This is a genomic window from Alteromonas sp. IB21, assembly GCF_016405965.1.
Classification (GTDB): Bacteria; Pseudomonadota; Gammaproteobacteria; order Enterobacterales; family Alteromonadaceae; genus Alteromonas.
Genome location: NZ_JAEFCD010000006.1, coordinates 57,321 through 71,551, shown reverse-complemented (window position 1 = coordinate 71,551; position 14,231 = coordinate 57,321). Strand labels below are relative to the sequence as shown.

14 protein-coding genes are annotated in these 14,231 nt (G+C 44.6%); 10 read left to right on the top strand and 4 right to left on the bottom strand.

Features of this window, described 5'->3' with window-relative positions:
- Window positions 1–33 precede the first annotated feature (33 nt).
- Window positions 34–1,341: a short-chain fatty acid transporter gene (locus JC525_RS06055; protein WP_198815014.1), complete on the top strand. Its 1,308-nt coding sequence runs from the start codon at window positions 34–36 to the stop codon at window positions 1,339–1,341.
- Between the two features lie 108 nt (window positions 1,342–1,449).
- Entirely contained in the window at window positions 1,450–2,007 is a 558-nt protein-coding gene (locus JC525_RS06050; RefSeq protein ID WP_198815013.1) for an isochorismatase family protein, read from the top strand.
- A gap of 32 nt (window positions 2,008–2,039) precedes the next feature.
- Here the strand turns inward: JC525_RS06050 and JC525_RS06045 are convergent, their stop codons facing one another.
- Entirely contained in the window at window positions 2,040–2,564 is a 525-nt protein-coding gene (locus tag JC525_RS06045; protein ID WP_198815012.1) for a cysteine hydrolase family protein, read from the bottom strand.
- A 125-nt stretch (window positions 2,565–2,689) separates the two neighbouring features.
- On the opposite strand from JC525_RS06045, the gene JC525_RS06040 reads away from it, so the two are divergent.
- From JC525_RS06040 to JC525_RS06030, 3 genes are all read left to right on the top strand, one after another.
- Window positions 2,690–3,646, top strand: a complete 957-nt coding sequence (locus tag JC525_RS06040) for a GlxA family transcriptional regulator (protein ID WP_198815011.1) — start codon at window positions 2,690–2,692, stop codon at window positions 3,644–3,646.
- Window positions 3,647–3,727: 81 nt separating this feature from the next.
- Window positions 3,728–4,930, top strand: a complete 1,203-nt coding sequence (zigA, locus tag JC525_RS06035; RefSeq protein ID WP_198815010.1) for a zinc metallochaperone GTPase ZigA — start codon at window positions 3,728–3,730, stop codon at window positions 4,928–4,930.
- Window position 4,931: 1 nt separating this feature from the next.
- Window positions 4,932–5,615, top strand: a complete 684-nt coding sequence (locus JC525_RS06030) for a DUF1826 domain-containing protein (RefSeq protein WP_198815009.1) — start codon at window positions 4,932–4,934, stop codon at window positions 5,613–5,615.
- A 308-nt stretch (window positions 5,616–5,923) separates the two neighbouring features.
- Here JC525_RS06030 and JC525_RS06025 read toward each other — a convergent pair whose 3' ends face one another.
- Window positions 5,924–7,417 carry an ATP-binding cassette domain-containing protein gene (locus JC525_RS06025; protein ID WP_198815008.1) on the bottom strand — a complete coding sequence of 498 codons (1,494 nt, stop codon included), beginning with the start codon at window positions 7,415–7,417 and terminating at the stop codon, window positions 5,924–5,926.
- 76 nt (window positions 7,418–7,493) lie between these two features.
- Between JC525_RS06025 and JC525_RS06020 the strand changes: the two genes are divergently transcribed.
- Complete coding sequence (locus JC525_RS06020) at window positions 7,494–7,637, top strand: hypothetical protein (RefSeq protein ID WP_198815007.1); 144 nt, start codon at window positions 7,494–7,496, stop codon at window positions 7,635–7,637.
- A 74-nt stretch (window positions 7,638–7,711) separates the two neighbouring features.
- On the opposite strand, the gene JC525_RS06015 is transcribed toward JC525_RS06020, so the two are convergent.
- The gene (locus tag JC525_RS06015; RefSeq protein WP_198815006.1) at window positions 7,712–8,323 is read right to left on the bottom strand and encodes a chalcone isomerase family protein; all 612 of its coding nucleotides are present in this window, start codon (window positions 8,321–8,323) and stop codon (window positions 7,712–7,714) included.
- 136 nt (window positions 8,324–8,459) lie between these two features.
- Here JC525_RS06015 and JC525_RS06010 point away from each other — a divergent pair, with 136 nt between their 5' ends.
- The 4 genes from JC525_RS06010 to JC525_RS05995 all read left to right on the top strand — a co-directional run bounded on the left by JC525_RS06010 (window position 8,460) and on the right by JC525_RS05995 (window position 11,886).
- Window positions 8,460–9,188 carry a hypothetical protein gene (locus JC525_RS06010; protein ID WP_332874077.1) on the top strand — a complete coding sequence of 243 codons (729 nt, stop codon included), beginning with the start codon at window positions 8,460–8,462 and terminating at the stop codon, window positions 9,186–9,188.
- A 537-nt stretch (window positions 9,189–9,725) separates the two neighbouring features.
- Entirely contained in the window at window positions 9,726–10,382 is a 657-nt protein-coding gene (locus JC525_RS06005; RefSeq protein WP_442859525.1) for a FlgO family outer membrane protein, read from the top strand.
- Window positions 10,383–10,386: 4 nt separating this feature from the next.
- Complete coding sequence (locus JC525_RS06000) at window positions 10,387–11,151, top strand: FlgO family outer membrane protein (protein WP_198815004.1); 765 nt, start codon at window positions 10,387–10,389, stop codon at window positions 11,149–11,151.
- Window positions 11,152–11,160: 9 nt separating this feature from the next.
- Window positions 11,161–11,886 (top strand): FlgO family outer membrane protein, encoded by a 726-nt coding sequence (locus tag JC525_RS05995; RefSeq protein WP_198815003.1) that lies wholly within the window; start codon window positions 11,161–11,163, stop codon window positions 11,884–11,886.
- A gap of 124 nt (window positions 11,887–12,010) precedes the next feature.
- Here JC525_RS05995 and mnmC read toward each other — a convergent pair whose 3' ends face one another.
- Window positions 12,011–14,230 (bottom strand): FAD-dependent 5-carboxymethylaminomethyl-2-thiouridine(34) oxidoreductase MnmC, encoded by a 2,220-nt coding sequence (gene mnmC / locus JC525_RS05990; protein ID WP_198815002.1) that lies wholly within the window; start codon window positions 14,228–14,230, stop codon window positions 12,011–12,013.
- Window position 14,231: the final 1 nt, after the last annotated feature.

The window sequence follows — 14,231 nt, the reverse complement described above, 5'->3', positions numbered from 1 at the left end:
GCAACAAGTTTTTAACATGTAGTGAGGGTGATAATGTTAAGCCGTGCATCAAAACCTTTTGTAAAACTTGTCGAACGTTATCTTCCAGACCCTTATATATTTGTTCTTTTGCTGACGCTTTTTACTTTCGCGTTTGCCTCATCTATCCAAAATCAATCTTTATTCACTACTGTTCAGCAGTGGGGAGATGGATTTTGGGGGCTGCTTACGTTTTCAATGCAAATGCTGTTGGTATTAGTGACCGGATTTATGTTGGCCTGTACGCCTCTTGTTAAAGGGATGCTTGAACGGCTAGCTGGCCTTGCAAAAAGCACTGGAAGCGCCATCGTGTTGGTTACTTTAGTATCGCTTATTGCAAGTTGGATAAACTGGGGCTTTGGGCTGGTAGTAGGGGCGCTTTTTGCCAAGGCCCTGGCTAGACATGTTTCAGTAGATTATCGGTTGTTAGTGGCAAGTGCTTACTCGGGTTTTATTGTATGGCATGGCGGTTTAGCGGGCTCTGTGCCGTTAACCATTGCAACGCCAGGTCACTTTTCCGAAGCACAAATTGGCGTAATTAGTACTAGTGAGACTATTTTTAGCAGCTTCAACTTACTGTTATTAGCAATCATGTTCGTGATTATTCCGCTTGTTAATCGGTTAATGTTACCGCCTGATTCTGAAAGCGTTATTGTCGATAGCGCAAAGCTGCAAGACGATGCTCTACCTCCAGCAACAAACGAGCGGCCCGTGGACAAACTTGAAAACAGCAAAGTGCTTGGATTACTTGTAGGCTTTGCTGGGCTAGCCTACCTTACGAATTATTTCATCGAAGGCGGCGGACTGAATCTCAATGCTGTTAATACGCTATTTCTTTTTCTTGCCATTGTACTTCACGGTACCTCACGAAACGTGCTGCACAGCTTGCAGCAAGCTGTCCAGGGCGGTAGTGGCATTGTTATACAGTTCCCATTTTATGCCGGGATCATGGCGGTTATGGTGCAATCAGGATTAGCGCAAACAATGTCGCAGTGGCTAATTAGTTTTGCATCTGCCGAGTCGCTACCTGTGTGGAGTTTTATCAGTGCAGGCATTGTTAATATATTTGTGCCTTCGGGGGGAGGTCAGTGGGCAGTGCAAGCCCCAGTAATCTTGCCTGCTGCCGCTGAACTCGGTGCCGAAATAAATAGAGTGGCCATGGCAGTGGCATGGGGCGATGCGTGGACCAACTTGATTCAGCCGTTTTGGGCGCTACCCGTACTTGCCATAGCGGGCCTGAAAGCTAAGGATATTATGGGCTTTTGTTTAGTTCAGCTTATCGTCACTGGCGTTATAATTTCGCTGGTTTTGCGGTTTGTTTGAGAACATCTACTCTAGATACTGAATGAAATAAAAAGTAATTCGGCGCCGTCAAATACAGTGAATAAGTTTGAATATTACGGCACAACGAACAGTTAACTAGTGTGAAATATGCATTTAAACGAAGAAAAAGTAGGGTTGTTGATCGTAGATATTCAGGGCACTTTGGCTCGAAGAGTCAGCGATAGCGAAGCAATGATATGCAAAACCGCAAAGCTAATACAATGTTGTAAGTTGCTTGATATTCCCGTAGTCGTGCTTGAGCAAAATCCTGATGGCTTAGGTGGAACGATCCCTGAAATTGAAACTCATGTTGTAAGCGACCCTCACTTTAAGAAGTTTGCTTTTAATGGTATGGCGGGCACTGACCAGTTTTCCTCTGAAATATTGGCGTACATTGGCAAAAGAGGATTAAGCCGTTGGCTGGTTGTTGGAATTGAAGCGCACGTATGTGTTTATCAAACGGTAGTGGGCTTATTAGAAAATGATTTCGCTGTGGAAGTAATACATGACTGCATTTCTTCAAGAGAGTCTTCAAATGCTGTGCTCGCCATCCAAAATATGCGTGAGCAGGGCGCACGTATCAGCAGTTTAGAGATGACACTTTTTGGACTTTTAAAATCATGCCAACATCCAAAATTCCGAGAAGTGTTAGCGCTCATCAAGTAGTCGAACAACGTGATGAGCGAAACAAGTCGGAGCTAAGCGAATGCGGTTTCTATCGATACAATGTCAATACCGCGCACTTGCATAGAATCCAGCGCCAATAGATGACCAATGGCGTCACGCGTGCAGGTGCAAGGTTCAATGACTTTGGGGGAATACTTGGCAGCAGCTGGTGATAATGCTGTGTGAGTTACGCAGTTGTGCGTCATCATACCTGCAAGAAGAATTTCATCCACGCCCAATGACTGTAAGATTTCTTCTAAATTGGTGTTCTCAAAACAATCGGCGTGTTGCTTTGTGATGATGGGCGCATCCGGGGCTGCGGCTATCACCTCTTTATGAATTTCAGCGCCATGAGATCCTTCATAGAAAAACAACCCTTCTCCGGCCTCAACAGGCACAAGGTGCTGTATGTGAATAATCGGAATGTTCTTTTCCTTTGCAATAGCCATCGCTTTAAGTGTTTCTTGCATCGCAAGCTCTGGTTTGTGTAAAGGATACTTCCCTTCAGGAAAGTAATCGTTTTGAATATCTATAACAATAAGTGCTTGTTTAACCACGGTCTTACCCTCTTTTTCCAAGAAATAGTCTCTAGCACGGTTTAAGTTGTGCTTACTCGATATTGACTATTTTGCAGATTTTCACGTGTAATAGAGAGTGACGATAATGACAAAAAGCGCGCCAAATGCGACAGCGTTCACAGAGCGACAATGAAACAATGAAAGAAATAAAAATAGCAGTAATAAACTATCCAACCGCAAGCCAATCTGCGCTTTACGGCATCGTTGAGATGTTAGAGTTAGCAAATACGATGTGTGAGCAAATCAACGCTGATGTGGCATTTAGCGCGAGTATTTACAAAGCGGAACAGTTGAATTCAAATGCACTGGTTGATGTCGTCATCTTGCCGCCAAGCATGAGTGAAACATTTTTTGAGCATGACTTCACATCACTTATCAACTATATGGAAGTCATGCAGTCCCAAGGTGCATTGCTCGCATCTGCTTGCGTAGGTGCATTTATTCTTGGCAAAGGGGGCTTTTTAGATAACAAAGTGTGTACTACACACTGGCGAATTGCCGATCACTTCATGACAGCCTTTCCCACAGCAAAACTAGATGCTAAGGCTATCGTGGTAAACGGGGAGGGTGTAATAACAGCTGGCGGGAGGATGGCGTGGATTGATCTTGTGTTTGAAATCATATCGACCTTAAGTTCACCCACCATTGCCTTGAGTCTTTCTAAAGAGATGGTGGTGGATACAGGTTACAGGGAGCAAGGCTTTTATCACCAGTTTTCACCTAAAAAAGATCATGGCGATGCTCTCGTTGTTAAAGCGCAAAATTACTTGGCAAATCATTACAGTCAGCCAATTTCTCTTAGCGATTTAGCCAGCCACACTTTCGTTAGTCAGCGAACCTTACAGCGAAGATTTACGCAAGCGTTAGGTATGTCAGTCATCGACTATCTGCAGAAGCTGAGACTTCATCATGCTTGTCAGCAAATTGAAGTATCAACGCGTAGCATTGCTGATATTGCATTCAACGTGGGCTATCAAAACGTCAATGCGTTTAGGAAGATATTCCGTAAAGAGTATGGGCTTAGTCCGGTGGAATACCGCAAGCGTTTTGCAATAAATTAATCATATCGTTATTTTCATTTTAAATGTTATGTTATAACATTTGCTAAATTAGAGATTTAAAATGAACCTTAGCGAGTCGTTATGTCTATTCAAACTCAGCTTCCCGTTACCGTACTATCGGGCTTTCTAGGCGCCGGTAAGACCACGGTTCTAAACCATATTCTAAATAATCGTGATGGATTAAGAGTAGCCGTTATTGTTAACGATATGAGTGAAATCAATATCGATGCTGCTACGGTGAAAAATGAAATTAGCTTTAATCGAGCCGAAGAAAAGCTGGTTGAAATGAGCAATGGCTGTATTTGCTGCACGTTGCGAGAAGATTTGCTTGAAGAAATAGAGCGTTTAGCGCATGAAGGTAAATACGATTATCTGGTAATAGAGTCTACAGGTATTTCGGAGCCTTTGCCTGTAGCTGAGACCTTCACGTTTGCCGATGAAGACGGTAAAAGCTTGTCGGAAATATCACGCCTCGATACCATGGTCACAGTTGTTGATGCATTGAATTTTCTAAAAGACTATGACGAGGCCAAGTTTCTTAATGAAGTAGGTGAGAGCCTGGGGGAGGAAGACGAGCGAAGTGTGGCAGACTTGTTAGTCGAGCAGGTGGAGTTTGCTGATATTTTACTAATAAGTAAAACGGACTTAGTGTCTGAACAAGAATTGGCGCGCCTTAAAGGTATTCTTCAAACCCTTAATACCGAGGCTATTCAAGTTCCTATCGAGCATGGAAAAGTGCCCCTCGACAAAGTGCTGAACACAGGGCGATTTAGTTTCGAGCGTGCTCAGCAGTCGCCCGGTTGGCTGAAAGAAATGCGTGGCGAGCACGTACCAGAGACTGACGAGTTTGGTATAAGCAGCTTTTCGTACGAAGCGCGACGTCCGTTTGATCCGCAAAAGTTTTATGATTTTATTCATAGCAAGGACATAGCAGGTAAATTAATTCGTTCAAAAGGCTTTTTTTGGCTGGCAACACGGCCCCAATTAGCTGGTAGTTGGAGCCAAGCTGGCGGTATGGCGAGGTACGGGGCCGCCGGACTATTTTGGAAAGCCGTTCCTAAAGAGCAGTGGCCTGAAGACCCTGAATATCTCAAAGCGATTGAAGAACAATGGATGGAGCCATTTGGTGATATGCGTCAAGAGCTTGTTTTTATAGGGCAAGGGCTAAACAAGGAAGACATTATTAATCGTTTAGATGACTGCTTGTTAACTGACGAGCAGCTAATCCAAGGTCATCATGTTTGGGCTGAGATGCCTGATCCGTTTCCTGCGTGGGAGCACTAGTATGCAGGCGGTACAAGACCATAATTTTGTCTCTGAGTATAGCAGCTCTTGGCGTTCAAGTGCAGATGCTATGGTATTGGGCGATATCTTTGAAAAAGGTATTAGTGTTGCTGTATGGACCCGGCCCGAAGAGCCTCTAATCTCGCAATACTATGACGACGTTTTTAAATCATTAGGATTGGGTATTCGCGGTGTTTTCTCTTTAACATCACTGAAAAAGGAAATCGTAAAGCTTTTACCTGATGGAAGAAATAGCGCTGGAAAGCAGGCTGCTATTGACGATATTTATTTGCTGTCTGACATGCTCACCACGCTATTTGATTGCGACAGTGTCGGCGTAAGGCTGGTGCCACTATCATCGGCAATGTGCCCGAGCTTTCACGTCGACAATATTCCTGTTCGGTTGGTGAATACCTATTTGGGCGAAGGTACAGAGTGGCTGCCGAAAGAAAGTGTGGGTACACGCCCAATGACCCGTCTTAACGACGGGAATACGCAAGGGCTTACTAAGAATAGGTTGGGCCAGCACTATCAAGTGAGCAGCGTTAGGCAAATGAACGCGTTTGATGTAGGTTTACTCAAAGGTAAGTCGTGGCAGGGCCATGAAGAGTTTGCCGCAGTGCACCGTTCTTGCAAAGTGCAGCCCAATTCTAAACGCGTGCTGCTTACTCTAGACCCAATGTAAACTTCGGAATTGCAATGCGAGGTTTAAGGGTCAAGAGTCGCTTGTAAGCGCTAATCATATCTCCCCGCAGTCACTTTGGCGCTATCACTATTTCCATGAGTTTTCCCTTGTGATAGCGTTTTTTTATTTCGGTACTTTCTTCTTTCGTGCTCTTTTCCTGTACTCTCTTTTTCGGTATTTCGTCTCGCTACTCAGCTTTAATTAACGTTCTCGTGCTTCTGACTTTAAGGATAGTTTTCTAAAAGGCACACCGTCGGTGCTAATAGTAAAGACACCACCTGAAAGACCAAATTTTCTAACATTAACTATTAAACGTTATAGTCTTTCATATTTAACGTGTTGTGAATGCTTGGTATACGCTCTTCTTGATTGTGATTGACATACAAGAGTGTGCTGGTGCCAGCATTGGCCAGTATATCGATAAGCTTCAGCACTTTTTGGCGGTTAAAGTCGTCTAAGCCATTGCAAGGTTCATCCAAAATAAGCACGGCGGGGTGCTTAACCATAGAGCGTGCTATGAGCACTAATCGCTGGTCACCGAACGACAGCGATTGAAACGGCGTGTTCTTTTTCTGTTTCAAGCCCAGTACTTCAAGCCACTGTTCTGCCACCGTGCGCTCTGCTAGCGTTGGGCGGGTGTAAAGGCCAATACTGTCGTGAAAGCCTGAAATGATCACGTGTTCAACACTTGCATTCACTTTGTACTGCATGTGTAGTGAATTCGACATGATCCCAATGTGCTTCTTAATGTCCCATATGCTTTCTCCAGTCCCTCGTTTTATGCCAAACATGGTTAGGTCGTTGGTATAGCAATGGGAGTTGTCGCCGGTGAACATTTGAAGCAAACAGGTTTTGCCTGACCCATTAGGGCCAGTGATCTGCCAATGCTCATTTTTGTTAAGCGTAAAGTAAAGCTTTTCAAAAACGGTACGCTCATCGAAACGCACAAACCCGTCTTTAAGCTGAATCAAGGTGTGAGGAAGTGAATCTAACTCACTGTTCTGCTCATTAGGGCATTGGTCGCTACGGTTTGGGGCATCGTCGTGTTTGTCTTTAGCGTTAAGCGCTGCAGGTACATCGATATCATCAGAGCCTAGCGCAAACCACGTGCTTAATTCGGAGCGCAAGTCGTCATAGTTAAGTTTGTCTTCAGATTTCCATGTAATGCCCAACTCATCCATAACAATCAACTGGGCTTGCATGTTTTTAGGAATATCTGCGAGTTTGTTGGCGGTAAGCACCAATGAGGCCTGTTGCTGAGAAACAAGAAAACGACTGAATGCGCTAATAGCTTCAACATCGAGTCCTTCGAAGGGTTCATCAAGCAAAATAATAGTGGCATCGCTTAACCATGCCAGCATGATAATAACCTTGCGGGTTTCACCGGTTGAAAGTGAAAGAAACGCATTATCAAGCAAATGCTCAATTCTTAAAGCAGCAGCTAGTTCGTTGTAATAAGGATGATTTTGATAATCCTCATTAGTCCGTAAGAATAGTTCGTGAACCTGCGTTGGCTCAGCTATTACGTCTAAAATATCTGCACTGTCTTTTTGCTTTTCTTCTTCAATTAACGCTTGCTGTTTTAAAATCGATACCTCTGCAACAACCGAACTACATTCACGACTACCGCTTTCTACTTTTCCGTTACCGGCAAGGGCGGAAATTAAGAGCGATTTCCCGCTACTGTTTCTACCTGCAATAAGGAAGTGCGACGGTGCGCTTTCAGTACAGAGTGATAGCGAAAATGCGGGGGTAATATATTGATTAGAAAGCTTTATTTGAAATTCAGAAAGGTGCAGCATTTAATATCGTGTGTGAATATGAAGTGGCTCCATTGTGAAGTTTTCTGTTTGTGTGTCAATGGTGAAATCAACCCCTATGTCGACTAAAACCTACCCATTGACTGAAATCGTGACAGCGCAAAAAGAATTCTCTGAGAAAAAGCACGTGGGTAAGATAGTGCTACTTACACCCCCGCAGACTAAAGCGCAGCAATCCTATATTGCTAAGCTCAGTCGCTAGTTCAACACTTAGGTAGCTCGTTTAAACAGCAAATGCATAGTCTATATCAACCTTGATTGCATTAGTTTCGCGCCTCAATGTATCAAAATATTTTGTACTAGGTCTTCAGTGTCCACAATCGGGTCTTCGCCAAACCATATGGACCACAAGGCATCAGCTAACGCTTTACTTTCAGTCTCCACGACTAAGGTGTTGTTGAAAAATACTTTAAGCTTCTCTTTAGACAGTCGTGATAGCGTTAGCGTGGAATGTTTTTTTACTTCATCCTGAAAGCCAGACGATAGTCTTTCAATATCTTGTTTAATCTGACTTAAATCAGAATTGGCGTTATTTTGCTCAATGCCTTGCATCAGGGCTTCTTCTATTTGATTTCGGGTTACATCCCTCAGGAACTCTAGTTCGATGCGCTGTTGTGTATTTGCATTCAAGATGAACGTGATAAGCGAATCTCTAGTAGAGAAATCACCTTTAGGCTTTTCCATAAAGTGGCTCAGTCTGTAGACCTTAAAGAAAAAGCGTTTTTTAATTGTTGTACCGCTCAACGACAGGGCATCGGTATTATTCATTACAGTGTTTTCAGTCAAGTCGTTGTGGGTATATGACGATTCATCAACCGCAAATACCGACAAAGAAAAACAAGACATGACTAAAAAACTTAAAACGCGGCTCAAAATTACTTTCGACAAAACTGTTCCTCTGAAAAAGCTATTTAAACAGGTAACAAGGGTAGTACTGATATGGTTAATTACAGTTAACGACTCCTTACGATCAACTTCTATACTTTCTCAGTACTAAGATAGAAAACAAAAAATAGAGACACACGTGAAGTTTATACGCTTTCTTCTTTATGTTCCCCTTATAGTTACCTTAAGTAAACAAAGTCATGCAAATTACCTGCAAGGCTGTGATGATGCCGAGTACCTAACGTATATCGAGCAGCGTTTTACGTATCTCGAATCAAGAAATCGTCGATTGCTTAATGATACATTGCAAGATTATCAACGCAGTTTGTCGAACAATAGTAATCCCTATCAAGTGCTTAATAACTTAAGCCGGCATATAAAATATAGCGCGCAGTTTGAGCCCATTGAAATAGCGGAATCGAAGATAGAACGTGCATTCGACTATGCAAATAAAATGAGCACCGAACAACAAATTGCGGGCGACGTTTACGATGGCTTTGGTAGTGAAAATCACTACGTAGATATCGCAAGAGCATGGATAGCCTACCGGGAAGGCAAAAACCAAGAGGCATTTAATGTACTGCATAATTCGATAAGTGATATTGATTCTGCGCTGTTAAGCGCCTTTGGCCCAGACTTTGATTTAGTGCGCCAACTTTACAGCGATGGTTATATTGAACCTGTGGTCGCTTACATCAAAAAGACCGAATCGTTGTGGACTGGCAAGCGACCGGATGCATTGCGCAGTGCTTGGCTCAGTATGATAAAGGCTGGCTGTAAAATACAGTTCGACTCCATTGATACGATAAAAGCTGAACAATTAGGCGTTAGCCCCATTAACGTTCAAAAAGCGCTAGGTCTTGATTGAAAGGTACATTTTGTTCTAACCACATTTACGTAGCACCTTCATTCACGTTGCAATAAAACTCGGGATTGAAAGTTTAGTGTAATCTCAAACTCAAATACTGTTTATGAAAAATCCATAAAGTACTATTCGAATCAAATTAGAATGATAAAGATAGGACCTCTCAATCTGAGATTCAAACACACCCGAAGGGGAGAACTGTGATATCAAAACGGCATTTTAGTCGGCAAAGGCGGCAACACGTTACCGTCTTTTCCTATATTTAATCAATTTCCCCCGCACATGTTGTGTGGGTTAGCGTTCTGTGTGACCTACCGCAATCCATTGAAACAGGGATAAACGTTGAAGAACGCAGATAAACCCTTGTTGAGCCAGCCTATATCTGAACATCACCATTGCTTGGTGTGATTATTGCAAGCCAACACCCAAAATGATTATTAAAAATGTCAGCCTTTCAGGCTGCGCAACGGTTAACATCGGCCTTTAAGGTTTTAAGCGGTGACAATTTGACGTTTTTAAGCGGACATATCAATGAATAGTATGATAAATAATGACTCTCGCGTTTTTTTGACAGAAAGCATTCGCAGATTAGCAATAGTTCTGTCATATGCGACACTGTGCGTTGGTTTGCTGGCGGGCTGTTCAACGCTGGATGAGCCAAAAAGTCAGTTTGCTCAAACCGATACCAGTGATGTATCTGCCCTAGGCAATGTTGAGTATCACACTTACCTGTTAGCCAACGAGCTTTTTGCTGATATGAATCCAGCACGTCAATCTCGCTATGCGGTAGTCGGCTTTGTACCTGCCGATACCATGAAATACAGCGCCGACCATCAAAACCCATTAATGTTGCTGGGCCATCAGCTAGAGCAGGGAATGATTACTGAGGCCACGAAAAGAGGCTTTCCTACTCAAGAATTCAAACTTTCGAACGATATAATTGTTAGTGACGAAAGCGACAGAGTGTTAACGCGCGATATCGACCAGCTTTCTAATGTTGAGCGCGTCGATTTTTATATTACCGGCACCATGGTCTACCAAGAATCTGGCGCCGTGGTTAACGCTCGAATAATTAACGCTAGAAATAAAAATATTGTTGCTGCGGCCACGCGCTTTTTTCCAGCCGAACTGTTTTGGCGAGAAGAACAAGTAACAACCCGAAACGGCAAGCTATACAGAACCGAAGGTACGAGGTAACCCCATGAAAAAACAAAATCAATACGCGGCGCTTACGCTTTATGTTTCTCTGCTTAGCGTAAGTGGGTGTTCTATGATGATGGGGGAAGAAGAGGTAGCCGAACAAACACCTCAGCGCCCGGCCATGAATGTGATTGATATTACTGCCGCCGACCGCGCGCCCGCTAAGCCTGTCGATAACATCAGTGACGCTCAGGCGCAGGGTATGGATGCTTACGGCGCTATCGGCCAGCCACCGTTATACTCAAGTGTACAGGGCGCGTACAAAGGCCGACCTCTAACCAAGCATATTGGCGACTATGTGAAAAACATGACGCAAGATTTAATTGCCAATATGGAATACGTGAGCAACAAAACGCCAATTGGGGTAACCCATTTCGCACTGCTAGACACTGATTTGCAAAAAACGGATTTGCTTGGACGCCAAATGGCGGAATCGTTCGTTCATGAACTGCATAAATTCCGGGTGCCTGTTATCGACTTCAAAGCAACCGAGTATATTCGCATTACTGACGACGGCGACTTTGTGTTAAGCCGCGATTATTTAGAATTGAGCAGCAGCCTGCCTATTGAATACGTACTAACCGGAACCATGACGAAACACCAAGGTGGCGTATTAGTTAATGCGCGTATTTTGGGCATGGAGTCACGCGCCGTCGTGGCAACGGCACAAATGCTAGTGCCGTTCTACGTGGTAGATGCACTTATTCCAAGTGACGGTAGCCAGCGAAATGGCATGCGCGATGGCGTTAAACTAAGTCGGGGCTAGGAGTTCACTATGGTGTTTGTAAAGAAGTTAATCCCAAGTGCCTGGCTTGCAGTTGGCGTTATACTAGGTGCATCTATGACAGGGTGCACCAGTACAGAATCTATAGGCTCGTTTTGGTTAGGTGAAGACGGTGAAATTACACATGACGCCGAACCTGTCCCCGTGCCTAACCGTTCAGGGTTAGTTTACACACCCGACTCACGAGACAGGCAATATCAGCAGCATGTAGAGGTAGAGCCGGGCTATAAAGACCCGTTACACCACGGCTATGCACCAGCGCAAACTCATAAGCGTTTAAATGATTACGCTTCGCAGCTAGCGATGGAGTTAATGGATAACGCAACGCGCCTTACCCAGCAAGATATGGTTGGTGTGGCGAGCTTTGTTAGGCTTAACCAATCGTTGAGTGATAGCACCGTACTGGGCAATCAGCTTTCAGAGTACCTTATTACCGAGCTGCAAGATTTTGGGTTAGCAGTTGTCGATTTCAAACTTGCAGGTGGCATCACAGTAACGCCAGTTGGCGATTTCGTACTCACTCGAGATGGTGCTGCTCTAGCTAAACAGGTTGAAATGGATCATGTTGTAACAGGCACCATCATCGAGGATGACAGAGGCGTGCGGGTAAACGCGCGCATTGTTTCGCTGGAAAATAAACAAGTGGTGGCAAGCGCCAACGTATACATTCCCGCTTTTATCGTGATGGATTTAAATAAAATGGCTAGCGTAAACTAGCCATTTATTGCCATCGTGCTCTGTCTTCGAAAGCGAATTCTTTTCATATTTGTTTTAAAACCTTTAAACATCCAAACTCATACAACTAGGCAATAAGAGAGTGCTGACTAGTCCGTTCCGCTCTTTATCCCTGACCTCTAATTGCCTCGCGCGTCATAAAGCGGCTTGTGTTCACGGCATTAAGCAGGTCGTTGCTTAAAGGTAGCGGCTCCTTACACAAACTGCTCACCAACATTTCAGCCATTAATGGCGCTGTTGTTAACCCTCGAGAGCCTAAGCAGGTTAGGGTGCTAACTACGCTTTCGGGCAATACCGGCGCGCTGGTTAGTGGCTTGCCCACGCCCAGCATAGCGTAGCTTTCTTTCAGCGAATAAAAATCATGAAGTGCACCTACAACAGGCTGGTGGTCCGGCGAACCTAGACGCGTTGCCGCTCTGGCCACGCCGTCATGCTCGAGTACTTGCATTATGTTTGTATTTGCCAACGCCTGCTCATGTGTAGCAAGGTTCGCGTCAGTTTCATCGCTTCGCACATCGGTACTTAAGTCGTTCTTCACGTAAGTAGAACCCAGCGCATGTCGACCTTCAAGTGCTGGTGTCATGTAGCCTTTGTGGCACAACACCGTTTTTAACTGCGCAATTGGCATTTGTGTGGGAATCGCTTCAACCTGTCCGCGAACAGGGCGAAGCGACAGGCTGTCAAAATCGCTAGCGTTTACCGTACCTGCGCCAAGGGCAAGGATAAGGTGATCGGCAATAACAAATTTTTCACTCTCAGTGCTGAGTGCCTCATAGTTTTGTTGTGAGCCGCTATTGGCAGTGTTGCTATCAACTTCATCATTCACACATGCCCCAGGCTCACCTAGGTTGAAACGAATCTGCACCCGCTGTTTTGCTGCCTCGCTAACCGCCTCATCCGTAGCCTTGTCTGCATCGAGAGCGCCGTCGGAAATTCCACGTTCTGCATTTTGTGGCGTTGTCTCAATCGCTTTATGAGATAAATAGGTATGGTGGGGTTTCAACGTGAGTTTGCCGCTTTGCAATGCTTCTTCAATCATTGCGTTTACTAACTGAGGTGGAGAAAGCCATCCGGCCAAGCCAATGTATAAGCCTGAATAGGGAAGGTCAAGGTTAGCGATATCGCTCACCTCTTTACTGTTCACGGGCCTTATCAAAGCATCTGGCCATACGTCGGCTGCAGCAAGTTTACTTTGACGCTCTGCTACTTTGTCGTTAAAACTCAGTTGAATAACGCCACAAAAATCATGGGCAACACCGGTGAGGCCATTGGCTTTCGCATTTTCAATGGTTTGGTCGTAGGCTTGTCTAGCATACAAAAAGCTGTGGGCCTGAATACGACTGGCAATGCTTGCTTCGCTGTGAAGCTGTGGGTAAAAACCGCCTTGAGGGTTGCCAGAAGCGCCGCTTGCAAGGGTGTCACCATCAAAATATAGTGTGGTATTGATACCACGTTTAACTAAAGAAAGGCATACCGTGGCTGCGGCAAGGCCCGAACCTACCACGGCTACCTTGTTTGTTTTATTTAATTCGTTACTTGTGTATCTGTAATAAGGGCCAGTAGGCAAGCGAAGTTTATGCTGCACATTCTCATTGTCTGTGTTGAAAACGCCGGTCAGCATGTCGCGTTTGCGGCCAAAACCTTTGCGTTTTTTTATGGTGAAACCCACACCTGCAAGCCCGCGTTTGACGATGCCCGCCGCGGTAAATGTGCCAAAGGTTGTGCCGGTTTTTGACAGGCGGGCCATTTGACTAAACAGGGAATCGGTCCACATGTCAGGGTTTTTGCTAGGCGCGAAACCATCTAAAAACCATGCGTCAACCAAGCCATTTACAGGGGAGTGCCATTGAGGTAAAAGTTCGTGAACATCACCAATCCACAAGTCGAGGGTGGTTGAATGGCTATCAAAATGAAGACGATGACAACCATCAAGGCCCATAGGGTAAAGTAAAGATAATGCTTGAGCTTCGGTTTTTAGGGCTGGAAACGCTTCTAGCGCACGGTGCATATCCCGTTGAGGCAGTGGAAACTTTTCTGTAGTAATAAAATACAGGCGTTTTAACGGATGATCTGGGTTCGCTGCTTTAAATTCGTTAAAAGCACGCATGGCAACCAAGAAATTCAGGCCTGTTCCAAAGCCTGTTTCGGCGATGACAAATGTAGGGTTGCGCCACTGTTGCCAGCGCTCAACAAGGTCGTTGCCTGCAACGAAAACGTGTTGGGTTTCATCAATACCGCTGTCGTTAGAAAAATAAACGTCGTCAAAATGGTCGGCGACAGGCGTACCGCTCTCATTAAAATGAACCTGTGCATGCTTAGATTTCACT

What these genes read in the sequence shown, in the direction of transcription:
- JC525_RS06055 (WP_198815014.1), top strand. Translation starts at nt 34, where the DNA reads ATGTTAAGCCGTGCATCAAAACCTTTTGTAAAACTTGTCGAACGTTAT.
- JC525_RS06050 (WP_198815013.1), top strand. Translation starts at nt 1,450, where the DNA reads ATGCATTTAAACGAAGAAAAAGTAGGGTTGTTGATCGTAGATATTCAG.
- JC525_RS06040 (WP_198815011.1), top strand. Translation starts at nt 2,690, where the DNA reads ATGCGACAGCGTTCACAGAGCGACAATGAAACAATGAAAGAAATAAAA.
- zigA (WP_198815010.1), top strand. Translation starts at nt 3,728, where the DNA reads ATGTCTATTCAAACTCAGCTTCCCGTTACCGTACTATCGGGCTTTCTA.
- JC525_RS06030 (WP_198815009.1), top strand. Translation starts at nt 4,932, where the DNA reads ATGCAGGCGGTACAAGACCATAATTTTGTCTCTGAGTATAGCAGCTCT.
- JC525_RS06025 (WP_198815008.1), bottom strand. Translation starts at nt 7,417, where the DNA reads ATGCTGCACCTTTCTGAATTTCAAATAAAGCTTTCTAATCAATATATT.
- JC525_RS06020 (WP_198815007.1), top strand. Translation starts at nt 7,494, where the DNA reads ATGTCGACTAAAACCTACCCATTGACTGAAATCGTGACAGCGCAAAAA.
- JC525_RS06005 (WP_442859525.1), top strand. Translation starts at nt 9,726, where the DNA reads ATGATAAATAATGACTCTCGCGTTTTTTTGACAGAAAGCATTCGCAGA.
- JC525_RS06000 (WP_198815004.1), top strand. Translation starts at nt 10,387, where the DNA reads ATGAAAAAACAAAATCAATACGCGGCGCTTACGCTTTATGTTTCTCTG.
- JC525_RS05995 (WP_198815003.1), top strand. Translation starts at nt 11,161, where the DNA reads ATGGTGTTTGTAAAGAAGTTAATCCCAAGTGCCTGGCTTGCAGTTGGC.